A 21,995-nucleotide genomic window follows, 5' to 3' on the forward strand; every position below is an offset into this window, starting at 1 on the left:
GTGTTTGTCCACACCGTTTCGGTTAAACAGCCTGTTCGATCTGTTCATCCAGCAGTTGTGGAATAATATCGGCAGCATCTCGGGAAAGTTTACGTCTTTTTACTGCGCGGGATGGCGGCTGGCATAAACTACACGCAAAGCTGCCTACGGGCTGATGCGCATGGGTAATAAAGTTCCCACCGCAGCAGTTACAGCTCGACAATTCAAGCAACCCACTTTCAACAAAACGCACCAGCGTCCATGCGCGAGTCAGCGCCAATAACGGCCCTTCAGGCGGTTGCGGACACTGCTCAAGATAAAGCCGATAAGCTTTAATCACCGCATCCACACCGCTGCATAAGCCGGTCTTCAGTAAAAATTGCCAGGCGTTGCAGAACATGGAGGCATGAATATTTTGCTCCCAGGTCATAAACCAGTCTGTCGAAAATGGCAGCATCCCTTTAGGCGGCGGGCTACCGCGTAATTCTTTGTACAGCCTGATGAGGCGACCACGGCTGAGCTGTGTTTCGCTTTCCAGCATTTGTAGACGAGCGCCAAGATTAATCAACTCCATCGCCAACTGGATATCGCGAGCTTCCTGAACAATGCTTTTTTCACTCATTATCATGCCCTTTTCTTACGCGCCGTATCGTCCACTTCATTGAGCAGACGCGTTGAAAGCATGATACCTGTGTGAATCTGCTGTAAGTCATCGACGCGCGAATCCTGAGTCAAACGGGTGATCGTCTGATGATCGTCAAACCGGAAATGACAAACTAACTGGTTCGTCTCCGCCAGTTTGACCATCTGCGGCAGGGTCAACGCGCCCAGTGTGTTTGCCATCTCTTCGTTGATACCGAGGCGGAACATCGCAGATGCTTTGTCCTGGACGATCAAACGCTGTGCAAGGAGTAAATATGACAAATTGATGTCATAAATGTGTTTTAGCAACTCGGATGTATGCATTGTTCCCATCCAGAATAACCAACTTTATTTTTGTGCGACGTAGCCGCACCCCGTGATGTCGCCGGGAAGGCCCGGTAAAAGAAGCAAAAAGGTCAAATGCATAGCAGCGCTCAGACATTGTGGACATTGTGACGTATAACGCAGCTTCCCACTGAGATTCGCCTTACACGTTTACATCAATTTTTACAAATGCCTAAGATTTTTCCTAATTCGACGCAACTCTACTCGTCAGCTTCGTGACATACAACGGAGCGGGACGGCGATTTTAGAAAATATGTGATGTAGATCACATAATTTAACGGAATACTTACGATAAAACCATCAGCATGGCTTTTACTTTGTTTAATTAATAACCTAATGTTCACTTTTTCTATTCCACACTGCTGAATAGGGGTACGTCAACACCAAATTCTTTTTTGTTTCTCTCTGTTAAAATAACGCCAGGATAATAGATAACAGGCTATTATTTCTATTTTAGAAACGATTTTATTTTACCTTTAGTAAACAGTGGCTTAAATATTAAACGTTATTAATTAATCTCGTCACAGCATACGCCCTCCGCTGTTAAAAATAAGCTCATTTGATTTAACTTTTAGCTTTCCTTGTTCACCCGTTTAAATGAAGCATCCTGGTGGTGTGTAAAAAGTGTCTTATGCCACGATTCTTTACATAAGAATAATTAATGATTAATTATGATGTCCTTCACATTAATGTGGCATTAGCGCATTGCAGAAATGCGATAAACAGAGTAAAGCTAAAGCACAATCTCATATTCTTGCAATCAAGGAGCGAGTTATGAGCTACACCCATATTCTTGTCGCCGTTGCCGTCACCCCGGAAAGTCACCAGCTACTGGCTAAAGCGGTCTCTATCGCCCGCCCTGTTCAGGCGAAAGTAAGCCTGATTACTCTCGCTTCCGATCCTGAACTGTATAACCAGTTCGCCGCGCCCATGATGGAGGATTTACGCGCGGTTATGCATGAGGAAACCGAGAATTTTCTTAAGATGCTGGGGGAAAAGGCGGATTATCCGATTGAACAAACTTTCATCGCATCAGGTGAGTTAAGCCAGCATATTTTGGCTGTGTGCCGCAAACACCATGTTGATCTGGTCATTTGCGGCAACCATAACCACAGTTTCTTTTCGCGCGCGTCCTGCTCGGCAAAAAGTGTCGTCAGCGCCAGTCAGGTAGATGTGTTGCTGGTACCGTTAGCGGGCGACTAGTCGCCGCTCGCGATATCTCAGGCCAGCTTAGGGAACGTCGCCACGTTGTTCTGCTGCTGACGCTCAGGGCTACGCGGCGTGACCTCCTTTAGGTCATGAATAAAACGCTCCTGCCAGCGGTTAATGTCATTTTTAACGATCACGTCCAGCATTTCCGCATGACGCGAAATACGCTCGGCAAGGGGCATCGTTAACGCGCGATTGAGCGCCGCCGCCACGTCATCCCGATCGTAAGGATTGACGATTAACGCCGACGTCAGTTCATTCGCCGCGCCGGCAAACTGTGACAGTACCAGTACGCCAGGATTAGCGGGGTCCTGCGCGGCGACAAACTCTTTCGCCACCAGGTTCATCCCGTCACGCAACGGGGTGACGAGCCCGACGTCTGAATAACGGAATATCTTCATTAACAGTTTACGGTCGAAATGCTGATTCAGATAATAGAGCGGCGTCCAGCCCAATTGTCCATATTTCCCATTAATCCGGCCTGCTTCCGTCTCAAGCTGGTGGCGAATATCCTGATATGCCTGTACTTCGCCGCGTGACGTAGGCGCAATTTGGGTATAACGAATTTTTCCCCGATGCTGCGGATAGTTTTCCAGTAGCGCTTCATACGCCAGAAAACGTTCCGGCAGCCCTTTCGAATAATCCAGCCGCTCAACGGAAAAAATATTCTTCACATTTTTCAGTTCCGCCTTGAGCTGCGCCAGTTTAGGCGGCAATGGCCCGGCAGCCTGCAGAGCAATCTCATCGGGCTCAATACCGATGGGATACACTTCTGTCTGGAAGTCTTTACCCCACGCGATATGCTGCTTGCCGCTGCGAGTCGTGACTCGCGTTTGACTCGAAAGACTATCCAGAAAAGCCAGGCGATCATTTTCCGTCTGGAACCCTAGCAGATCAAAGTCACACAACTGCTCCAGCAGTTCATCATGCGGCGGTAAAGCGTTAAAAATCTCCGGGGTCGGGAATGGAATATGCAGGAAAAAACCAATTCGGTTGTTCACGCCGCGTTTACGCAGCTCGCTGGCAAACGGTAACAGGTGGTAGTCATGCACCCAAATGATGTCGTTCTCTTTAATGAGGGGCAATAACTTATCCGCTAATAGCGCATTCACCCGCATATAGCCTTCCCATGCAGGACGCTGAAACTGTACCAGGTCCAGACGATAGTGGAACGCAGGCCAGAGAACCGCATTGGAAAATTGACAGTAATAATCTTCGTAATCTTGTTCACTCAGGTTAAACGATGCCCAGGTAATATTACCTTTTGTCACCTTTTTTAATGGCTCATCCTCGTTACCTGTCTCGCCACTCCAGCCGAACCACAACCCGCCAGCCGCTTTTAGCGCGCCAAGCACGCCAACGGCGAGGCCGCCGGCGCCGCCTTTATTATCCGGGGGGGCAATTCGATTAGATACTACGACTAAACGACTCATAGCCATCTCTCCTGTTATTCATTACTTGTTGTTCTTGTTGTGGATAATTGATTTGTTCCAGCCAGCGCCAGACATCGGGTACGCTTTCCAGTCGCCATGCCGCCTGGGTTGCCCCGACGCCCACTTTTACGGAAATTCCGCCAGCGTGATTCACCACGCCAAAGCCAGCCTCATCGGTCAAATCGTCGCCCACAAAAACGGGAATCCGTCCCGCAAAGGGCGCCTCCTGCATAAAGGCGGCAATCGCTTCGCCTTTATTAGTTCCCTTAGGTTTGATTTCCACAACACATTTACCAGGCTGCAACGCCAGTTGCGGCCAGTGCTGCGTAACGTGTTGCGCAAGCGCCAACAGCGCCGCTTCATGTTCCGGAGCCTGACGGTAGTGCAGCGCAAACGCCATCCCCTTCGTCTCCAGCTCCGTTCCGGGCAGCGCTGCAAGCGTCGAACGTAATAACGCCTCCACCTCACGGACTACCGCTTCAGGAAGGCGCACGATATGGGTTTTACCATTGATGTCACGACGCTCTGCCCCGTGAACGCCAGCGAGCGGAAAGCGAAAAGGCTTCGCCAAAGCATCCAGCTCAGTCATTGAACGCCCTGAAATCAATGCCAGTGCCCCTGCGTTGTGCGCCGCGAGACGGTCTAACAACTGAAGGATTTTATGCGGTACCACTACCTGATCGGGATGAGGCTTTATCTCTGCCAATGTGCCATCAAGGTCAAAAAAATACGCATAGTTCGCAGTGAGTTCGGGGGATACGGTTAACGGTTCTGCCACCCTGGTCTCCTCCTTATCATCATATTGAGATTCACAAACGGTCTCATTAGTCATGTAAGTATAGACAGTGTGACGCTGCTCGCCATTTAGAAAGACCATCGCCAGCCGGGGTAGCGGTTGGCGATGACGTGAAGCTATACTGTTTAGTTGAGTGTTAATTCATCAAATCGTACGCTTCGCTTTTTGCTTATAATGGTCGAAAATAACTGCTGCCAAAAGGATTCAGCCGCGAACCACGTACTGTGCAAAAGGTGAAATGTTGAGCAGGTTCATCGCGTTCTCCACCGTTCCTGATATCAGTACGCTCGCCACCACATATGAGATTTTTCCGAGGCCGCCTCTCAGGAAAACGCCCCCTAATACGCACGCAGAAATAACGATTAACTCATAACCCAGGGAATTCATTGACCTGCTTTAGCGTTTTTTATGTAGGGTAAAATCAAACGATTCTTGTTAGAGAAGACGTAAAACGGTGCACTGTCTTTCATTCATTAGATAAATGCTGATGGCGGGAATAGTTTTAGCGGAAAATGACATAACCCAGAGCGAATTCATCAGCCAAAAGGCAGGAAAGCCAGCACATTAATCCATAACATCAGCCAGCTAATCCTTATGGCCCTGGGTGAATAACGATTACCAGGGATAATAGATATGTTCAGCCTGTTCGCGAACCGGCGCATCGTCTCCCAGCAGTCTGGCGGAAAGGGTTAGCGCGAAATCAAAGACATGACCCAAGCCTTTGCCGCTAATTAAATTACCATCTTCAACAACGGGCGCATCCACATAGACACCTTCCGGAACCGCTTTCCACAGGTCGCCGGAACAGACATAACGACGCCCCTTCAGCAATCCGTGAGCACCCAGCACCCTTGCCGCCGCGGAACAGATAGGACAAATTAATTTGCCTGCCGCATCATGACGCGCAACGAAAGCGATCACCGCCGGATTAGCCGCCAGATTAGCGCTCCCCTGCGGACCGCCCGGCAGCACTACCGCATCGAAAAGCGCCTGCTGGCGTTCACTCAGCGTGCTGTCCGCAACCATAGGAATATCATGGTAACTCACCACCGCCCGTGATTCAGCACACGCCAGCGTTTCGACGTCGATATGCAAACGTCGCAGAATATCAAGAGTAACAATGGCCTCTGCTTCTTCAAATCCTGGTGCCAACAGCACCGCGACCTTTTTCATTGACTGCTCCTTGTTAACGAGTCACCCATCAAAAACTGCGCTCAACCGAATAACGTGCTCGTATGATTAATGACATTAAAAATGATCTACCGCAAAATCGGCTAGTTTATAAAAACAGGCATATTTGCTCTCAACCGTTTATGCGTGTGATATCCAGACTGACTAATGTTTATTTTATTGAAATTACCATACTTGAAAGACACATTTCATGATCTGAAACAATGTTTCATAAACCAGAAATCCATATAATATCATTTAACTTTCAAACAGTTGCAATATTTCCACACTCAAAATCATTACACCTGAAAAAATCACACCGCTGAAAATGTAAAAAAAGATAAACAATTGCATTTAAGGATTTTCTTATTTTTATTGACGCGCTATTCTCATTACCGATCGATAAACAGGAAATGAGATCGCATAAGGGACTGGCGGAACGGAGTTCTTCTGCTAAGAGTATTTATTGTGCATAGAGGTAAGAATGTGACAACGGCCCGTTGCATTCTCGTCTGTCATGCACATCAACACTTTCTGGAAATAAGGATATTGTTATGGCAGCTGTAGGAATGGTTCAAAAGCTCAACACGCCAATGAACCTTGAGTTTTACGCATCAAATCTTTACCTCCATCTAAGCGAATGGTGTTCTGAACACAGTTTAACAGGCACCGCCACCTTTCTTCGTACCCAGGCGCAAGGCAACGTGACGCAAATGATGCGCATGTTTAATTTTATGAAAAACGCCGGCGCCACCCCTATCGTTAAAGCCATTGACGTTCCGGGTGAAGAGCTCTGCTCTCTGGAAGAATTGTTCCAGAAAACACTGGAGGATTATCAGCAACGCGCCAGCACGCTGTCGCGTCTGGCAGATGAAGCGAAAGCGCTGAATGATGCCTCAACGCTCGATTTTCTCCATACCCTGGAAAAAGAGCAGCAGCAGGATGGCGTACTTTTACAAACTATTCTCGAAGAAGTTCGCAGCGCTAAACGAGCAGGGTTATGCCTGGCGCAAACCGATCAGCATCTCCTTAACGTCGTGACCTATCAGCATCACTGATAGCGGCTCCCCGAGCGACAATATTGAGACGTTATTAGCCGGATAGCAACGCGAAGCAGCTTATCCGGCCTACACCGTTTCTGGTCTGTTTGCCAGAGGTGGCGCCTGTCGCTGCTGGCGTATAATCGGCACATCATGCCAGCCGACAGGCGCGAAACCTCTCTGTCTTGTCCAGGCATTACCCCAGCATCTCACGTACAAACGCTTCTATTTCTTTATTCTGGCCGTTTTCAAACAAACATTGCTGGAAACGCGGCCCTGAAACCGCCGTTTTAACCAGTTCAGGATCGATAGCCCGTAGTGTATCCAGATAATTCTCTTTGACGACCGCGGCCTTAACCTGGTTCAAAATGCCCGCATTGCGTACCTGCGGCGCTTTGCGCTCAGGCGGATACCCCTCGCCTTTACGCCCGGTAAACGCTTTTTCAAAGATGAAACGCACGTTCAGCTCAGCGCCCCAGCCAAAGCCTTTTGCAAATGGCAGGGACAACGCATTGCCGTTGTTGATCTGCGCAAACAGAAACGCATCTGCCGGATCGATGCAATAGCCACAAATGACACCAGGATGAATATTTAACGACATCAGCGCGCCCTGCCCGGTGCCACAGCCAGTAACCACAAAATCAACCGCGTTTGCATTAAGCAAAATACTCGCCATGATGCCTAAATGAATGTACGTCAGGTGATGGTCATTTTCGTCGCACATGCCGACGTTAAAAACGGGAAATCCCTTTTCATTGGCGACGGCGCTAAGTTCGTTATAAATGATGGCATTTTTGCTGGCCTGGCTATTTTCCATCATCAGTGCAATTTTCATCGTGTTCCTCCTGAATGCAGACGGTCGCGTCTGCGTAAATCATGACGTTTTGCCCACACTACACACTTAAGAACACGCATTCAAATTTAATGAAACTAAGTTTCATTAAATGAAGAGACGCTCACACATTTTCTGTTCCCGCTGTAAACCTCCTGCCGTTACCTTTAATCAAGGCGAATCCGTAAGTTATTCCAGCCATTGACGGTGCAAGACACGAGGTAGCATGGTCTGATACCGAATTGTCGGAGCGATTTTATGAAGCCTCTTATTTTTACTCTTTCACTGCTAGCCCTGACGGGATGCACCATTACTCGACAAGCGCAGGTCAGCGAAGCCAGCCCGATAAGCGGCATCGTGCGCCTGACGTATAACCAGCCGCTATTTTTTACTTCACGGACAGATGACTATGTATCTCACGGGACCGCAACACGCGAATGCCAGCAGATGGGCTATGCCGATGCCGTTTCGTTTGGTCAGCCGGTAGGAACCTGTAGCATTTATGCGGGCTCGTTGTGTCTGAACACCCGATTTACCCTCTCCTGGCAGTGCCGGGGCGTTGCCGTCCCGCAAATTATGCCGCTTTATTATTAAGGCGGCTGGCTTAACGCCGACACCATCTACAATGGAGGAGAGTGCAGGGTCGCTATTGCCAGCATGAAGATGCTGGCTTTCCTTTATTTTTATACCCTATACACTGGCGTTAATGCGTTTTATTCCCATTCGTATTTTTAATAATTAAATTTAATATTTTACCTTTTGCAAATAATAAAATAACAAATTATAGTGGCGCCACATTACTGTATATCTTTTGCTATTTGTGGAGCGGAACCATGCTGAAAACAGAAATGATCGACAAACTGAATGAGCAAATGAATCTGGAGTTGTACTCCTCCCTGCTCTATCAACAAATGAGCGCGTGGTGCAGCTATCACAGTTTTGAAGGCGCGGCCGCATTTCTTCGTCGCCATGCGCAAGAAGAGATGACGCATATGCAGCGCCTGTTTGACTACCTTACCGATACCGGAAGCCTGCCGCGCATTAATACCGTTTCTTCGCCCTTCGCTGAGTACACCTCACTGGATGAGCTGTTCCGCGCGACTTATGAGCATGAGCAGCTTATTACGCAAAAAATTAATGAACTGGCTCATGCCGCAATGACCAGCCAGGATTATCCGACATTTAATTTCTTGCAGTGGTATGTGGCAGAACAGCATGAAGAAGAAAAATTGTTCAAATCTATTATTGATAAATTAACGCTGGCGGGAAAAAGCGGCGAAGGGCTTTATTTCATTGATAAAGAACTCTCCACCCTGGATACACAAAATTAATCCAGCACGTCCTTACACGGTGAGACGAGCTCTCACCGTGGCGTATTAATGGCGGCAGATTTTACTCTCATGCGTTGAAAAACCGCCATCCACTGCAATAAACTTTCCTTTTGCCGCCAGAAACGCGACCAGTTCCGCCGCCGTCATATCTGACGCTGAACAGGTGTGAAATCGTGCCCGCTCGCCAAAGCGCGCTTTTATTGCCGCCTCCAGCGAGGTATGCGTGTACTGCTCGCCAGACTCAATCATCATGTTGAGCACTTCGTGACCGTGAATGGAATCCATAACCCCTCCTGAATAAAACTCGTAGCCTAATGTGTCCTTGTGCGAGCGACTTTGCGCTAGCGCAGGTTTGCGGCGGTTGTCCGCGTCTCCTTCCATATTCGCTTTTATGCCCGGAACTGTAAATTTTACAGTACACCCATTGTAACGACCATTTGACGAAAATAGCGTAATGCCTTACCCTGCGCCGCGGATATCACCGTTCTTTGTTACCGGGGTAGTAGAAAGCGTGAAAAACAGAACTCTGGGCAGTATTTTTATCGTGGCAGGCACCACTATCGGCGCCGGGATGCTGGCAATGCCGCTGGCAGCGGCTGGCGTTGGTTTCAGCGTCACGCTGGGATTGTTGATTGGCCTGTGGGCGCTGATGTGTTATACCGCGCTACTATTACTGGAGGTATATCAACACGTTCCGGCGGATACCGGGCTGGGCTCGTTGGCAAAACGCTATCTTGGACGTTACGGACAGTGGCTTACGGGATTCAGTATGATGTTCTTAATGTATGCGCTCACCGCCGCCTACATTTCCGGAGCCGGAGAATTACTGGCATCCAGTATTAATAACTGGCTTGGCGCCACGCTCTCGCCCGCTGCCGGAGTACTGCTGTTCACCTTTGTTGCCGGTGGAGTGGTGTGTGTGGGCACCTCGCTGGTCGACCTTTTTAACCGCTTCCTGTTTAGCGCAAAGATCATTTTTCTGGTCATCATGCTTGCGTTGCTCACGCCACATATTCATAAAGTAAATCTTCTTACGCTTCCTTTACAGCAGGGGCTGGCGTTATCCGCCATACCGGTCATTTTCACCTCGTTTGGTTTTCACGGAAGCGTACCGAGTATTGTGAGTTATATGAACGGCAATATTCGCCGGCTGCGTTGGGTCTTTATGACGGGTAGCGCCATTCCGCTAGTGGCCTATATTTTTTGGCAGCTCGCCACGCTGGGAAGTATCGACTCGCCGACATTCAGAGGGCTACTGGCCAGCCATGCCGGGTTAAATGGCCTGCTGCAGGCGCTCAGAGAAGTGGTCGCTTCGCCACATGTCGAACTGGCGGTCCACCTGTTCGCCGATCTGGCGCTGGCGACCTCTTTTCTGGGCGTAGCGCTAGGATTATTTGATTACCTGGCCGATCTATTCCAGCGCCGCAGTACGGTGTCCGGACGTCTGCAAACCGGGCTGATTACCTTTCTTCCGCCGCTGGCGTTTGCGCTTTTCTACCCACGCGGATTTGTGATGGCATTAGGCTATGCCGGCGTAGCGCTGGCAGTACTGGCACTACTCATCCCTGCCATGCTGGTCTGGCAATGCCGTAAACAGAGCCCTCAGGCGGGATATCGTGTGGCAGGCGGCACGCCAGCGCTGGCGCTGGTGTTTATCTGCGGCATTGTCGTGATTGGCGTCCAGTTTTCGATCGCACTGGGGTTCCTGCCCGATCCAGGTTAACGCCAGGCAAAGATTATCGGGCCCGGACGCCGTCCAGGCTCGATAATCATCACGCTATGGCCGTTTACGAGCCATTAATGCAGGCAGCACTGCTTAAATTTTTTGCCGCTCCCGCATGGGCAAGGATCGTTACGCCCCACTTTCACCTCTGCTTTTATCGGCATCTGTAGCGGCGTCGTGTGCGGATGCGCCATCCACCAGGCATGCAGCTCAAGCGCCGCGATACGGATAGCATCAACGCTTTTATCGAACGCTTCCGGGCTCATTTTATCCAACAGCGCAAAGTTTTCTTCAGTGCCGTGTAAGGCAATCGCTTCCAGCGCCGGTTTTAGCGTATCCGGCAAGTCAGACCAGTCGGACAGCGACACTCCGCGCATGTAACCAAAGCACCATTCTTCAACAATCGTTAATTCATGGCCATCAACTTCTCGCAGGCCAAACAGCGGCTCGAACTGTTCTGGATAGTCTTCAAGCCGGGCGGCTGTGTCCGCCATGTGCTGGAACACCAGATCCATAAATCGCGTCATTTCTTTTTCAGATGTCCAGCGCGGTACGTACGCGGGTCCCCCCCATATCGCGACCAGCCACTGTTCCGGCTCGATGGGGCGCGGAGAGCTTAGTACCGCAGTAATCAGACCGTCCAGCTCCGCGACATCCAAAATGGCCTGATCGGTATTGTATTTCGTCAGCACATCATCCAGCCATTCCAGCTCGTTCTCGTTTAATGGTTCCATTTTCATAACGCTTTTCCTCAGTGATGACTTCCGCCTGTAGGCCTCTTACATTGCAGCGGATAAAAATAATTTTTTTGCAGGCAGTTGGATGGCAACCATCAGGGGCCAGATTAACACGAAATGAGGAGGATTCCGGAAGTTAACGCACAAAAGGAGGATCAGGGCGCAGATTTTCCGCCAGGAAGCGCTCGCCCCACACAAAAGCGAGAGATAGGTTTCTCGCTATATTATACTCATGCTAACTTATACCACCGCCGCGGACAGATAAAACCGCCCTCTCAAATAGAGCTTATTTTCAGTAAAAAAGTGTTTAATGAGTTCGTCTACCGCTTCTCTGTCAGCAGAAAAGGTTATTTCCATAAACAGCGTATCGTACCCTATTTTGATATTTTTTTTCTTACAGTAAACACGGATCTCATCCTGCACACTCAGCAACGGCAGGCTAAATGTGTATAGCGGTTGCGGTTCTTTTTTCGCCGCTTTCTCAAAAACTTTAGTGACCAGATCCCCAAGATCGCGCTCTGACCGGGCACCGTTATTAAAATGCAATAAATTACGTCTTTTTACCACCCAGCCTCCAGCCAGATACCGCCAACAATAACTCTCACTTCAATGTGTGAGGCACATAATCACATCCAGAATCAGCTCCAGATAGTATTTCAAATAAACAGCCCGCACTATAGCGCATACTTTTTTCAGACACAGTTTACAGGGATACTCTCTTTATATCCACGCGCACGGTTGTCTTAATCATGTCTTCCGCGATAACACAGTTTGTCAACCTATTCTATATAACCAAGCTTAAACAGAACCTTACCAGCCAGCGATATCAGCTCAGGATTTTCAGGATAAAAACGCAGTAACGGCAAAAATACCGCCTCACCGATAATGCTCCGGCTATTAGCATGGTTTGGGCGCAATCCCCAGATATTCTGATAAGTCATCGGCACGACCTGCCCATTCATGGTTGTGTTACCGATATACAGCATAATATGCCCTGGAATATAGACCAGCGTAGTAAACGGTTTTCCGTATCTGGTGAGATAATCGATCCGCATTTGGGGATTTTTATGACTAAGATCGACCACCCGTCCAGCAGACTCTACCTGCGCGGATGAATGTCTGGGCAGGAATATGCCAAACGGCATTAACAGGCTGCGGACTTCGGCTGAACAATCATTATAAAAGTTAAAATTTCCCCAACCGTAGGGGGCTCCATGCATTGCTTTCATTAGCACGGCGATATTTTCCGGCGTCATTTTCCACGGCATAGCCGTAAACTCGTTACCGCTTAGCCAGACCCAATGGATAAACGCGCGACCGTTGCTGCCGCGAACTGGCGCCGCAATCAGGAACTGGCCCGCCCGTTGATGTCGGAACGGTAAAATAGTGCCCGGTCGCCCGGTGAAATAATAGACGCCTGCGGCATGGACAGAAACCGGCGCGTTGATAAATGCCCCCAGTTGCTTATGAGCAAGCAAAACCCACTGTGTTATAAATTTCTGATCCGTACTGGCAATATCTTCACTATGAACCCAGCCAGTTACCGCTGGTGAAACGACATATTGCCAGCGTTGGTCTTTGCTCTTCGTCAGCGTATAGACCGGCGTACCGGGACGCAGCGAAGACATTTGTAAATTATCAAACGGATACCCCTCGCCCGCCTGACGGGGATCGTTAAAGAGCGGGTCGTCCGTTGGCAGCGCTCTGACTAAACTTTCTCTGACCATAATGCCTCGCCGGGAGGCATGATAGATATTGTCAATCTGCGTATCCGTATTCCCTCTAACCTCCTCTTTCCAGCGAGAGGTATAAAGTCTGAAGTTTTCTCCCCAATAAGCACTGCCGTCGCTAAGAAACTGCTTAATACTGGCATCCCGCGCCTGTGCTGCGTTTTTTTTCAGCAATGCGGTAATATAAAAACCATTCCACGGCGAGTGCGCTTCACTGTCCATTCCGAAATAATGAGATTTTAGTGCGTTAAAGTAGCGTTGTTGGGTAGCACTATCAATAACCGGAATAGTGTAATCAGCCGAGTCCGGAGGTATCCATTTATCAACCGACTGTGAATAATCCGCTAACGGAAAGCGTGTTTTTGTCGGGTCAATATAGCTCCCTGCGACAATTTCATCTTTGGCTGTTGATCGGTTGGTCGTCTGGTGGCAAGCGGTGAGGCACAATGGTATCAATAAAACGGCCCAGGTTTTCTTTTGCATCATCATCTCCGTAAAGCGGGGAAAGCATAATATAGAGACTGACCAAAACCGCCATTCACGAAAACCCGAAATTATCTGTAGTTGACCTGTTATTAAGACAATATTGCAAAACGTGATTAAAGCATGAAGCGGATCACATTACCTTATGATGAATATTAGTTCGCTATCTACCTTTAATTAAATTGTGCAGAAAATACCCCTGAACAGTTATATACTCGTTTAATTTGCATAAATACTCCACTGGCCCGCCCCTGTTTTTTTCAGACAATACATACTGTAGCGCGTCAGTTCTACTTTTTTTATATACTCTGCAAAGTCATTTTCATCGACGTTGCCAATAAAATTACGCGCATCACATGTCGAAGAGGAAAGCTCACCGGGAAGAGAGTAGGTTACGATTGCACTCTCAGGCTCATACAAAATAAAAAAAAGTAGCAAAGCGCAACCTACAATCCCAATATTAATGAAGCTAATAAATAATTTTGCATTATCGGTATATTTCACTGGCAGACCTACTCTCTTTAATAAAGCAGGCATAAAACATATCAGCATTTTTTATAGAGATTAATGGATTTTATCGGCTGATTTACCCGATGTTTAGTATTTACCAGCCATAAGTTCTTGCGGGTCGGTAGCACATAACTGTTGTACTGGCAGAAATGCCGCTACCGGTGTTTTTTTACTGTGTATCGCGCTGGAAAGTTCACGCTCGCGGTCGGCATACAAACTGAAGGCACAAAAAAACCACCCGTAGGTGGTTTCACGACACTGCTTATTGCTTTGATTATTCTTGTCTTTCCCATGGTACCCGGAGCGGGACTTGAACCCGCACAGCGCGAACGCCGAGGGATTTTAAATCCCTTGTGTCTACCGATTCCACCATCCGGGCTCGGGAAAAATTGGAGGCGCGTTCCGGAGTCGAACCGGACTAGACGGATTTGCAATCCGCTACATAACCGCTTTGTTAACGCGCCAAATTTTTTTGGCTTTTCAGCCAGCATCCGCTTTACGCCAATGCTTTTAAACTGGAGCGGGAAACGAGACTCGAACTCGCGACCCCGACCTTGGCAAGGTCGTGCTCTACCAACTGAGCTATTCCCGCAGTATCAAGCAACTTTGTTAATCACTTGATTTTGTTATCGTCTGGCAATCAGTGCTGCCGTTCGATGCGTTGCATTCTACTTACCTGACGCACTGAGTCAACGATATTTTTCGTCACTCACGATCGTTTGCTGAAATTTGCGGCGAAACGATCACTGATCAAGCAAATCTCCGCGTGCAGCGCTCAAATATTGCAACATGGACCACAACGTTAGCACCGCTGCGACAAAGAAAAGCGCGATCCCGGCATACTCTACCCAGATATTCGGACGCCACAAGAGCCACGCCAGCGCCACCATCTGCGCGGTAGTTTTGACTTTACCGATCCAGGAGACCGCTACACTACTGCGTTTGCCCAGCTCCGCCATCCATTCACGCAGAGCAGAGATAATAATTTCGCGGGCTATCATCGTCGCCGCAGGTAACGTCACCCACCAGCTATGATAATGCTCGGTGACCAGCACCATGGCGATCGCTACCAGCACCTTGTCGGCGACGGGGTCGAGGAAAGCGCCGAAACGCGTACTCTGGTTCCAGCGTCGCGCCAGAAAGCCGTCAAACCAGTCGGTAATAGCGGCAATACAGAAAATCAGCGCGCTGACCATCGGCGCCCAGGCGAACGGCAAATAAAACACCACGACAAAGAATGGAATCAGGATGACGCGAAACAGCGTGAGCAACGTAGGGATATTAAATTGCATAGTGACGGGTAACTATCTGTTGTCAGTGAAATTACCCCTATGTTGCTACAGTGGCCTCAATGTTTCAACGACCAGAAGATCTTTTCTGCCAGACCTTGCGAAATACCCGGCACTTTTGCAATTTCTTCTACGCTGGCGTTACGTAGTCCTTGCAAACCGCCCATATATTTCAGCAGCATCTGGCGACGTTTAGGCCCAACGCCTTCAATAGTTTCCAGCGTACTGGTATTTTTAACCTTCGCGCGTTTTTTACGGTGCCCGCCGATCGCGTGATCGTGCGACTCATCGCGAATATGCTGAATAACATGCAGCGCCGGCGAGTCCGGCGGCAGGCTAAACCCCTCGCCTTCCGGTTCAAAAAAGAGTGTTTCCAGACCGGCCTTTCTGTCCGCGCCTTTGGCGACGCCGAGCAGCAAAGGACGATGCTTATCCCAGGGGACATCCAGCTCAGCGAAAACGGCTTTCGCCTGGGCGAGCTGCCCTTTTCCGCCGTCGATCAGAATAACATCCGGAATCTTACTTTCTTCTATGGCCTTGCCATAACGCCGACGTAGCACCTGATTCATCGCCGCGTAGTCATCACCCGGCGTGATGCCCGCGATATTATAACGACGATACTCGGCGCGTAACGGCCCGTTAGCGTCAAATACCACACAGGATGCGACCGTTTGCTCCCCCATGGTATGGCTGATGTCAAAACATTCCATCCGCTTGATCGCAGGAAGTTTTAATACCGCCGCCAGCGCGGTCAAACGCTGCGTGATGGTGGACTGCTGCGAGAGTTTAGTGATTAAGGCCGTTGCCGCGTTGGTCCGCGCCAGCTTGAGATAACGGGCGCGATCGCCGCGCGGTTTTGTCTGGACATGAATACGCCGTCCGGCAAGTTCCGACAACGAATCGGCCAGCAGCGTTTTATCACTCAGATTAAAATCGAGCAGTATCTCGCCCGGTAGCGTGCGCATCTGGCTACCCTGCAGGTAAAACTGCCCGACAAAGGTTTCCACCACTTCGCCCAGTTCCGTACCGCCAGGTACTTTTGGAAAATAGCTGCGGCTGCCCAGCACCTTACCCTGGCGAATAAACAGCACATGCACACAGGCCATACCCGCATCAAAAGCCACGCCGATAACGTCGAGATCGTCGCCCGCATTGGAGACAAACTGTTTTTCCGTGACCCGGCGTACCGCCTGGATCTGATCGCGAATACGCGCCGCCTCTTCAAATGCCAGATCCTGGCTGGCCTTTTCCATCCGGGCAATCAGCTGTGTTAAGACCTGGTCGTCCTTACCGGACAAAAACAACCGGACATACTCCACCTGTTGCGTGTACTCCTCCTCGCTGACCAGTCCTGCAACGCAGGGGCCTAAACAGCGGCCAATCTGATATTGCAGGCAAGGACGCGAGCGGTTGCGATATACGCTGTTTTCGCACTGGCGGATAGGGAAAATTTTCTGTAACAGCGCCAGCGTTTCCCGCACGGCATAGCCATTAGGAAATGGGCCGAAGTACTCGCCTTTCGCATGTTTGGCGCCACGGTGCATCGCCAGACGCGGATGGGTATCGCCGCTCAGAAAAATAAAAGGATAGGATTTATCATCACGCAACAACACGTTGTAACGCGGTTGATACAACTTGATGTAATTATGCTCAAGCAGCAGCGCTTCCGTTTCGGTATGTGTTACCGTGACATCAATGTGTTGAATTTGCGCAACTAGCGCTTCGGTTTTACGCGAAGCCAGGTTGCTGCGAAAGTAGCTGGAAAGACGCTTTTTCAGGTCTTTTGCTTTACCGACATAAATAACCGTACCGCCGGCGTCATACATACGATAGACACCGGGTTGGCTGGTAACGGTTTTCAAAAACGCCTTTGCGTCAAATATTTCACTCACTGGCTTGTTAACGTCTCCGCATTACACAGGCCATGGCGGATTGCCAGGTGAGTCAGCTCAACATCACCATGAATGTTTAATTTACTGAACATACGATAGCGATAGCTGTTCACCGTTTTAGGACTGAGATTCAGCTGTTCTGAAATCTCATTGACCTTCTGACCCTTGGTGATCATCAGCATAATCTGCAACTCGCGTTCAGACAAACTGGCGAACGGCGTTTCCGTTTTTGCAGGCTCGATCTGACTGAGCGCCATCTGCTGAGCGATATCGGAGGCGATATAACGTTGTCCGGAATACACCGAACGAATAGCGCTCACCACCTCCTGAGGCGCAGCGCCTTTGCTGAGATAGCCAGCTGCGCCAGCCTGCATCACTTTGGCGGGCAACGGGTTCTCCGTATGGACGGTCAGCATGATCACTTTGATATCCGCTGTCGATCGGGCAATTTTACGCGTCGCCTCAAGACCGCCAATACCGGGCATGTTCATATCCATCAGCACGACGTCAACGGCGTTAGTACGGCACCATTTTACCGCATCCTCTCCGCAGCACGCTTCACCGACAACTTTAATGCCCTTTATATCTTCAAGAATGCGTCGTATCCCTGCGCGCACCAGTTCGTGGTCATCAACAAGAAGAACGTTGATCAAAGGAATATCTCCAGAATAGGGATAACGCTACTGATAGTTAATCGCCCTTATATTAGCTGGTTTTATCTCAACTTTGAAACGTAAAAAAACACCGGGTATTCGATTTTGCTCTCGTTTTTGGAAATTATGTTGTACGTCGTGTGGCAACTGCCAACGTTGTAGCCCCTTCTGACGGCGCTGTCCCGGGCTGCTATTTCATAATGGTGACAAAAATTTCACGTTCCGCTGTCTAAACACTAATTAGGGAATCAACTTTGTAACAATAATTAACGAGTAAAATACGCGTAATAAACAAAGAATGAAGAAAATATATGCATCACGCGGCAACGTTTATTTTGTGGGTAACCCCTCCGCTTTTTGATCAAAAAACAACCACTGCTATTTTTAGCGTAGCTTATGGTATACTCCGCCGCCTTAACATCTGCTATCGCACATTTTCACTGAAACATAACGAGGAAAATAAATGAGTACGCCTGATTTTTCCACCGCTGAGAATAATCAAGAACTGGCTACTGAAGTCAACTGCCTGAAAGCCATGTTAACGCTGATGCTGCAGGCGATGGGCCAGGCCGATGCAGGGCGCGTGATTCTTAAAATGGAAAAACAGATCGCGCAGATGGATGATGAAGCACAAGCGGCGGTATTTTCCAGTACGGTTAAGCAAATTAAACAGGCTTACCGCCAGTAGTAAAAAACCGGCTGTTAGCATCGCTTTCAGCCGGTTTCGCGTCTGGCGCGAAGCATCGTCAGCACGTCATATCAGACCTGTCGCCGCAGCGTAGCAGGCAATCTGTGTTTTATTTGGCGCATTGAATTTCTTCTGCATGTTTTTCTGATGGAAGTTAACGGTATTTTCAGAAATCGACAGAATAATGGCGATCTCCGATGAGGTCTTCCCTTCCGCCGTCCACTTCAGAATCTCTTTCTCACGTTTACTGAAACGCATCTCAGGCGCCATCACCATGTCGTCTTCAAATCTTGTCAGCGCCGAAAGACTCTCCCGCGCCAGCAGTTGCAACCTCAGCTCCACTTCATCGTAGGTAAACGAGGAGCAGCGTAAACTGCTACGAGAGAAAGATAAAAAGCCCAGCGCCCGGTTCGGCAACATCACACACTGGGTTACGCCTCTGCGTAATCCGAAACGCTGGGCGGCATCCCACATCTCCTGCGCTTCATGAAATAGCACGTCATCCCAATGTAAATGACCCTGTCTGAAATTTTCCGGCTTTAATACCGGATCGATCGCGAAATAGTTTTCGGACTGATAATGCGTTACCCACGCCGGAGGATAAGTGGTACGAAGCGATATTTTAGGCCGGGTAAAGGGGACGGGATGACGAACACACAGGGCATAATAATCAAATTCCAGCCGCTGTGTCTGATATTGCAATTCAGTATAAACATCCTCTGCTGCCGCCATCTCCTGAAAGCGTAACAACATTGCGCGTCGCCAGGTGAAGAAATCATTTTCCTGCATATTTTATGGTCACGCCTTTGATATTGATAATCATTATTATGAATAACTTAAATTAACACATAAATAGTGTTTATATATAAGAAATATCGGACGAAACGTAGAATACTTGAGCGGCATTACACTTTTTGGCTTCCGCCTGAGAGCGAGGTTAATAATCTGGCAGAATGACTTCATAATTATTCATTGCGCTCGCCCAAGGCGCGGCTAATTCGGGCGAGCGTTGAAAGGGCATTATTTCACTAAAAATTTCTCAAGGAACTGGCGGGTACGCGGATGCTGAGGATCGGCGAACAAGGTTTTCGCCGGCCCCTGCTCGACGATTTGCCCCTGATCCATAAATATTGCCCGATCAGCCACGTCACGCGCAAAGCCCATTTCGTGAGTGACGATCACCATCGTGCGCTTTTCCTGCGCCAGCTGGCGAATCGTATTAAGCACCTCGCCGACTAATTCAGGATCAAGCGCCGACGTGGGCTCATCAAACAGAATCACTTCCGGGCGCATCGCCAGCGCACGCGCAATCGCCACGCGCTGCTGTTGCCCGCCCGACAGGCGGCGCGGATAACGGGTCTCTTTACCGGCCAACCCGACTTTGGCTAACAGTTCCCGCGCCAGCGCCGTCGCCTCGGCTTTCGGCTCTCCCTTTACAATCACCGGACCTTCAATGATATTTTCCAGCACGGTACGATGCGGGAACAGGTTAAAACTCTGAAAGACAAAGCCGACATGCTGGCGTAGCTGGCGAATCAACCCTTTTTGCTGGCTGAATGGGCGGGCGGTATCGATGATAATATCGCCCACTTTAATGGTGCCCGCTTCCGGTTGTTCCAGCAGGTTAATACAGCGTAATAACGTTGTCTTCCCTGAGCCGCTCGGGCCGATAATGGCGACGACTTCTCCGGGCTTCACCTCAAGGTCAATACCGTGCAGCACCGTTTGACCATGAAATTTTTTGACCAGGTTGGTGACTTCGATCGCACTCATTTTGGCTCTCTCTCCTGGCGGTTAAGCTGGTTTTCAAAATAGTTTTGCAGTGCCGATAAGACGGTCGCCATTACCCAGTAGATTAACGACGCGGCCAGATACATGGTAAACACCTCCAGCGTTCGCGAGGTAATTAACTGCGCCTGGCGGAACAACTCCGGCACCTGAATCGTCGCAGCGAGCGACGTATCTTTCACCAGGCTGATAAAGCTGTTGCTCAACGGCGGAAGCGCGACGCGAGCCGCCTGCGGCAAAATAGCGCGACGTAGCGTTTGCCACGGCGTCATGCCAATGCTCGCCGCCGCTTCCCATTGTCCCTTGTCGATAGCCGAGATCGCCGCGCGCAGCGTCTCGGACGTGTAAGCCGCGGTATTGAGCGATAAACCAATCATCGCCGCCGGGATAGGGTCCAGCTCAATCCCAAATTGCGGCAGGCCGTAATAGATCATAAATAACTGGGCGATAAGCGGCGTACCGCGAAAAATCGAGATATAAAAGCGCGCCAGCCAGCGAACCAGCCATAGCGGAGACATCCGCATCAGCGCCAGCACAAATCCCAGCAGCAGACCAAAAAACATACCGCCAATACTCAGTTGCAGGGTAAAGACGGCGCCTTTAAGCAAATACGGCAGCGATTCAATAACCAGTTGGATACTTTCTTGCATTCGCGTTGATTACCTGGAGGTTATACATGAGGATGGTAGGCAAACAGCGCAGGCGCCCCACCGGTGTGAATAAAGAGAATCGGCCCGTCATCGTTAAAGCGTTTCTGGCTGATGCCGTCTATCAGACCCGCCATCGCTTTGCCGGTATATACCGGATCCAGCAACACCCCCTCCAGGCTCGCCAGCAGTTTCACCGCCTCCATCCCCGCGTCATTTGGCACGCCGTAACCCGGGGCAAAATAGTCATCCCATAAATGGATATCCGCCGTCGCCGTCAGCGCCAGCTGACCGGCAATAGCCTGCTGCAAGGCAATCACTTTGGGTTTCTGCTCGGCGACAGAACGTGAAACGGTCACGCCAATCAGTTCGACATCCGGCATCAGATGTTCCAGCCCGACAGCTAACCCGGCGTGCGTTCCGGCGCTGCCGGAGGCCACCACCACCGAAGAGAGCCCGACGACCTCTTCACACTGCTGGGCGATTTCCAGGGCGCTCTCTACGTATCCCATTGCCCCCAGCGCGCTGGAGCCGCCGACCGGAATCACATAGGGCCTGAACCCTTGCGCTTCAATGCGCGTCGCCAGCGTTTGCAGCTGCGCATCCGGATCGGTTAGCGCATCGCACATCTCAATTTGCGTATTAAATAAATCCAGTAACAGGCGATTACCATTCGTCAGGTAATTTTCCGCGGTGGTACCGATTGGATTTTCCAGCAAGGCGACGCAATGTAGTCCCAATTTGGCCGCGACCGCCGCCGTCTGACGGACATGGTTCGACTGAATCACCCCTGCGGTTATCAGCGTATCCGCCCCTTCTCGCAGCGCGTCGGCCACCAGAAACTCCAGCTTGCGCAGTTTATTGCCGCCCATTGCAATGGGCGTAACGTCATCGCGCTTAATGTAAATCTCACGGCCAAGATAATCAGACAATCGCGGCAGGTATTCGAGCGGGGTCGGCGCGCCGATAAGCTCCAGGCGAGGGAAGCGCGTTAAGTGATGTAGTGGCATTGAGCCTCCGGTAACGTTGTGGTGTGTTCTTTTTATTATGCACGTTGATCCAACGGAAATAAAAAAGG

26 protein-coding genes, 3 tRNA genes and 1 pseudogene are annotated in these 21,995 nt (G+C 49.8%); 8 read left to right on the forward strand and 22 right to left on the reverse strand.

Annotated elements, in window-relative coordinates; translation table 11 throughout:
* Positions 1-22 precede the first annotated feature (22 nt).
* Positions 23-607: a flagellar transcriptional regulator FlhC gene (flhC, locus tag NA330_RS13800; RefSeq protein WP_000605987.1), complete on the reverse strand. Its 585-nt coding sequence runs from the start codon at positions 605-607 to the stop codon at positions 23-25.
* The gene (gene flhD, locus NA330_RS13805; RefSeq protein ID WP_001518146.1) at positions 604-945 is read right to left on the reverse strand and encodes a flagellar transcriptional regulator FlhD; all 342 of its coding nucleotides are present in this window, start codon (positions 943-945) and stop codon (positions 604-606) included. Before flhD ends, flhC begins: the two co-directional genes overlap by 4 nt.
* 682 nt (positions 946-1,627) lie before the next feature.
* Here flhD and NA330_RS13810 point away from each other — a divergent pair.
* Both NA330_RS13810 and uspC read left to right on the forward strand, forming a co-directional pair.
* Positions 1,628-1,744: a hypothetical protein gene (locus tag NA330_RS13810; protein ID WP_001617301.1), complete on the forward strand. Its 117-nt coding sequence runs from the start codon at positions 1,628-1,630 to the stop codon at positions 1,742-1,744.
* Positions 1,741-2,169: a universal stress protein UspC gene (gene uspC / locus NA330_RS13815; protein ID WP_000122606.1), complete on the forward strand. Its 429-nt coding sequence runs from the start codon at positions 1,741-1,743 to the stop codon at positions 2,167-2,169. The genes NA330_RS13810 and uspC overlap by 4 nt, the downstream gene beginning before the upstream one ends.
* Positions 2,170-2,186: 17 nt before the next feature.
* Here the strand turns inward: uspC and otsA are convergent, their stop codons facing one another.
* The 4 genes and pseudogenes from otsA to NA330_RS13835 form a co-directional block, all read right to left on the reverse strand.
* A complete protein-coding gene (gene otsA, locus NA330_RS13820) occupies positions 2,187-3,608 on the reverse strand; it encodes an alpha,alpha-trehalose-phosphate synthase (protein ID WP_000089042.1) in 1,422 nt (473 codons plus the stop codon).
* Entirely contained in the window at positions 3,583-4,386 is an 804-nt protein-coding gene (otsB, locus tag NA330_RS13825; RefSeq protein ID WP_000830109.1) for a trehalose-phosphatase, read from the reverse strand. Before otsB ends, otsA begins: the two co-directional genes overlap by 26 nt.
* A gap of 222 nt (positions 4,387-4,608) precedes the next feature.
* Positions 4,609-4,791: pseudogene (gene araH / locus NA330_RS13830) on the reverse strand (L-arabinose ABC transporter permease AraH); the annotation flags it as partial.
* Between the two features lie 228 nt (positions 4,792-5,019).
* Positions 5,020-5,577, reverse strand: a complete 558-nt coding sequence (locus NA330_RS13835; RefSeq protein ID WP_000754800.1) for a DJ-1/PfpI family protein — start codon at positions 5,575-5,577, stop codon at positions 5,020-5,022.
* Between the two features lie 551 nt (positions 5,578-6,128).
* Between NA330_RS13835 and NA330_RS13840 the strand changes: the two genes are divergently transcribed.
* On the forward strand, positions 6,129-6,632 hold the full coding sequence (locus NA330_RS13840; protein WP_000741707.1) for a non-heme ferritin-like protein: 504 nt from the start codon (positions 6,129-6,131) through the stop codon (positions 6,630-6,632).
* 178 nt (positions 6,633-6,810) lie between these two features.
* Here the strand turns inward: NA330_RS13840 and NA330_RS13845 are convergent, their stop codons facing one another.
* The gene (locus NA330_RS13845; RefSeq protein ID WP_000684804.1) at positions 6,811-7,449 is read right to left on the reverse strand and encodes an RpiB/LacA/LacB family sugar-phosphate isomerase; all 639 of its coding nucleotides are present in this window, start codon (positions 7,447-7,449) and stop codon (positions 6,811-6,813) included.
* A gap of 255 nt (positions 7,450-7,704) precedes the next feature.
* Between NA330_RS13845 and NA330_RS13850 the strand changes: the two genes are divergently transcribed.
* Together NA330_RS13850 and ftnA are read left to right on the forward strand one after the other, a co-directional pair.
* The gene (locus tag NA330_RS13850) at positions 7,705-8,040 is read left to right on the forward strand and encodes a YecR-like lipofamily protein (protein ID WP_000803229.1); all 336 of its coding nucleotides are present in this window, start codon (positions 7,705-7,707) and stop codon (positions 8,038-8,040) included.
* A 239-nt stretch (positions 8,041-8,279) separates the two neighbouring features.
* Positions 8,280-8,777 (forward strand): non-heme ferritin, encoded by a 498-nt coding sequence (ftnA, locus tag NA330_RS13855; RefSeq protein WP_000920619.1) that lies wholly within the window; start codon positions 8,280-8,282, stop codon positions 8,775-8,777.
* Between the two features lie 45 nt (positions 8,778-8,822).
* Here ftnA and NA330_RS13860 read toward each other — a convergent pair whose 3' ends face one another.
* Positions 8,823-9,062 carry a YecH family metal-binding protein gene (locus NA330_RS13860; protein WP_023242292.1) on the reverse strand — a complete coding sequence of 80 codons (240 nt, stop codon included), beginning with the start codon at positions 9,060-9,062 and terminating at the stop codon, positions 8,823-8,825.
* Positions 9,063-9,288: 226 nt separating this feature from the next.
* On the opposite strand from NA330_RS13860, the gene tyrP reads away from it, so the two are divergent.
* Positions 9,289-10,500: a tyrosine transporter TyrP gene (tyrP, locus tag NA330_RS13865; RefSeq protein WP_001562965.1), complete on the forward strand. Its 1,212-nt coding sequence runs from the start codon at positions 9,289-9,291 to the stop codon at positions 10,498-10,500.
* 74 nt (positions 10,501-10,574) lie between these two features.
* On the opposite strand, the gene NA330_RS13870 is transcribed toward tyrP, so the two are convergent.
* The 10 genes from NA330_RS13870 to uvrY form a co-directional block, all read right to left on the reverse strand.
* Positions 10,575-11,240 carry a YecA family protein gene (locus NA330_RS13870; RefSeq protein ID WP_000781521.1) on the reverse strand — a complete coding sequence of 222 codons (666 nt, stop codon included), beginning with the start codon at positions 11,238-11,240 and terminating at the stop codon, positions 10,575-10,577.
* A 237-nt stretch (positions 11,241-11,477) separates the two neighbouring features.
* Positions 11,478-11,804, reverse strand: coding sequence for a glucose-6-phosphate dehydrogenase (locus NA330_RS13875; RefSeq protein WP_000240837.1), 327 nt, complete (start codon positions 11,802-11,804; stop codon positions 11,478-11,480).
* 212 nt (positions 11,805-12,016) lie between these two features.
* Positions 12,017-13,456 (reverse strand): SH3 domain-containing C40 family peptidase, encoded by a 1,440-nt coding sequence (locus NA330_RS13880; protein ID WP_077905752.1) that lies wholly within the window; start codon positions 13,454-13,456, stop codon positions 12,017-12,019.
* 213 nt (positions 13,457-13,669) lie between these two features.
* Positions 13,670-14,002 (reverse strand): hypothetical protein, encoded by a 333-nt coding sequence (locus NA330_RS13885; RefSeq protein ID WP_001747701.1) that lies wholly within the window; start codon positions 14,000-14,002, stop codon positions 13,670-13,672.
* Positions 14,003-14,252: 250 nt separating this feature from the next.
* Positions 14,253-14,339, reverse strand: a tRNA-Leu gene (locus NA330_RS13890).
* 11 nt (positions 14,340-14,350) lie between these two features.
* Positions 14,351-14,424: transfer RNA gene (locus NA330_RS13895), tRNA-Cys, on the reverse strand.
* Positions 14,425-14,476: 52 nt separating this feature from the next.
* Positions 14,477-14,552 (reverse strand) — tRNA-Gly (locus NA330_RS13900).
* A 151-nt stretch (positions 14,553-14,703) separates the two neighbouring features.
* The gene (gene pgsA, locus NA330_RS13905; RefSeq protein WP_001160192.1) at positions 14,704-15,252 is read right to left on the reverse strand and encodes a CDP-diacylglycerol--glycerol-3-phosphate 3-phosphatidyltransferase; all 549 of its coding nucleotides are present in this window, start codon (positions 15,250-15,252) and stop codon (positions 14,704-14,706) included.
* Positions 15,253-15,308: 56 nt separating this feature from the next.
* On the reverse strand, positions 15,309-17,141 hold the full coding sequence (gene uvrC / locus NA330_RS13910) for an excinuclease ABC subunit UvrC (protein WP_001289472.1): 1,833 nt from the start codon (positions 17,139-17,141) through the stop codon (positions 15,309-15,311).
* Positions 17,138-17,794, reverse strand: coding sequence for a UvrY/SirA/GacA family response regulator transcription factor (gene uvrY, locus NA330_RS13915; protein WP_000611323.1), 657 nt, complete (start codon positions 17,792-17,794; stop codon positions 17,138-17,140). The genes uvrC and uvrY overlap by 4 nt, the downstream gene beginning before the upstream one ends.
* Before the next feature lie 311 nt (positions 17,795-18,105).
* On the opposite strand from uvrY, the gene NA330_RS13920 reads away from it, so the two are divergent.
* Entirely contained in the window at positions 18,106-18,261 is a 156-nt protein-coding gene (locus NA330_RS13920) for a hypothetical protein (RefSeq protein WP_000546186.1), read from the forward strand.
* A complete protein-coding gene (locus tag NA330_RS13925; protein WP_000106483.1) occupies positions 18,258-18,482 on the forward strand; it encodes a DUF2594 family protein in 225 nt (74 codons plus the stop codon). The genes NA330_RS13920 and NA330_RS13925 overlap by 4 nt, the downstream gene beginning before the upstream one ends.
* A gap of 66 nt (positions 18,483-18,548) precedes the next feature.
* Here the strand turns inward: NA330_RS13925 and sdiA are convergent, their stop codons facing one another.
* From sdiA to dcyD, 4 genes are all read right to left on the reverse strand, one after another.
* Positions 18,549-19,271 (reverse strand): transcriptional regulator SdiA, encoded by a 723-nt coding sequence (gene sdiA, locus NA330_RS13930; protein WP_023242293.1) that lies wholly within the window; start codon positions 19,269-19,271, stop codon positions 18,549-18,551.
* A 231-nt stretch (positions 19,272-19,502) separates the two neighbouring features.
* Complete coding sequence (gene tcyN, locus NA330_RS13935; protein WP_001273033.1) at positions 19,503-20,255, reverse strand: L-cystine ABC transporter ATP-binding protein TcyN; 753 nt, start codon at positions 20,253-20,255, stop codon at positions 19,503-19,505.
* On the reverse strand, positions 20,252-20,920 hold the full coding sequence (gene tcyL / locus NA330_RS13940) for a cystine ABC transporter permease (RefSeq protein ID WP_001158234.1): 669 nt from the start codon (positions 20,918-20,920) through the stop codon (positions 20,252-20,254). Before tcyL ends, tcyN begins: the two co-directional genes overlap by 4 nt.
* 20 nt (positions 20,921-20,940) lie before the next feature.
* The gene (dcyD, locus tag NA330_RS13945; RefSeq protein ID WP_023242294.1) at positions 20,941-21,927 is read right to left on the reverse strand and encodes a D-cysteine desulfhydrase; all 987 of its coding nucleotides are present in this window, start codon (positions 21,925-21,927) and stop codon (positions 20,941-20,943) included.
* Positions 21,928-21,995: the final 68 nt, after the last annotated feature.

The organism is Salmonella sp. NW722 (assembly GCF_051702785.1).
GTDB lineage: Bacteria > Pseudomonadota > Gammaproteobacteria > Enterobacterales > Enterobacteriaceae > Salmonella > Salmonella enterica.

Coding starts and splice junctions, on each gene's coding strand:
- flhC (WP_000605987.1), bottom strand. CDS start 607: ATGATAATGAGTGAAAAAAGCATTGTTCAGGAAGCTCGCGATATCCAG.
- NA330_RS13885 (WP_001747701.1), bottom strand. CDS start 14,002: ATGCTGATATGTTTTATGCCTGCTTTATTAAAGAGAGTAGGTCTGCCA.
- NA330_RS13870 (WP_000781521.1), bottom strand. CDS start 11,240: ATGAAAATGGAACCATTAAACGAGAACGAGCTGGAATGGCTGGATGAT.
- flhD (WP_001518146.1), bottom strand. CDS start 945: ATGCATACATCCGAGTTGCTAAAACACATTTATGACATCAATTTGTCA.
- NA330_RS13810 (WP_001617301.1), top strand. CDS start 1,628: ATGATTAATTATGATGTCCTTCACATTAATGTGGCATTAGCGCATTGC.
- NA330_RS13835 (WP_000754800.1), bottom strand. CDS start 5,577: ATGAAAAAGGTCGCGGTGCTGTTGGCACCAGGATTTGAAGAAGCAGAG.
- NA330_RS13860 (WP_023242292.1), bottom strand. CDS start 9,062: ATGGATTCCATTCACGGTCACGAAGTGCTCAACATGATGATTGAGTCT.
- NA330_RS13880 (WP_077905752.1), bottom strand. CDS start 13,456: ATGATGATGCAAAAGAAAACCTGGGCCGTTTTATTGATACCATTGTGC.
- NA330_RS13920 (WP_000546186.1), top strand. CDS start 18,106: ATGCATCACGCGGCAACGTTTATTTTGTGGGTAACCCCTCCGCTTTTT.
- ftnA (WP_000920619.1), top strand. CDS start 8,280: ATGCTGAAAACAGAAATGATCGACAAACTGAATGAGCAAATGAATCTG.
- NA330_RS13845 (WP_000684804.1), bottom strand. CDS start 7,449: ATGAAAATTGCACTGATGATGGAAAATAGCCAGGCCAGCAAAAATGCC.
- dcyD (WP_023242294.1), bottom strand. CDS start 21,927: ATGCCACTACATCACTTAACGCGCTTCCCTCGCCTGGAGCTTATCGGC.
- tcyL (WP_001158234.1), bottom strand. CDS start 20,920: ATGCAAGAAAGTATCCAACTGGTTATTGAATCGCTGCCGTATTTGCTT.
- NA330_RS13850 (WP_000803229.1), top strand. CDS start 7,705: ATGAAGCCTCTTATTTTTACTCTTTCACTGCTAGCCCTGACGGGATGC.
- NA330_RS13925 (WP_000106483.1), top strand. CDS start 18,258: ATGAGTACGCCTGATTTTTCCACCGCTGAGAATAATCAAGAACTGGCT.
- otsA (WP_000089042.1), bottom strand. CDS start 3,608: ATGAGTCGTTTAGTCGTAGTATCTAATCGAATTGCCCCCCCGGATAAT.
- pgsA (WP_001160192.1), bottom strand. CDS start 15,252: ATGCAATTTAATATCCCTACGTTGCTCACGCTGTTTCGCGTCATCCTG.
- sdiA (WP_023242293.1), bottom strand. CDS start 19,271: ATGCAGGAAAATGATTTCTTCACCTGGCGACGCGCAATGTTGTTACGC.
- tcyN (WP_001273033.1), bottom strand. CDS start 20,255: ATGAGTGCGATCGAAGTCACCAACCTGGTCAAAAAATTTCATGGTCAA.
- NA330_RS13840 (WP_000741707.1), top strand. CDS start 6,129: ATGGCAGCTGTAGGAATGGTTCAAAAGCTCAACACGCCAATGAACCTT.
- uspC (WP_000122606.1), top strand. CDS start 1,741: ATGAGCTACACCCATATTCTTGTCGCCGTTGCCGTCACCCCGGAAAGT.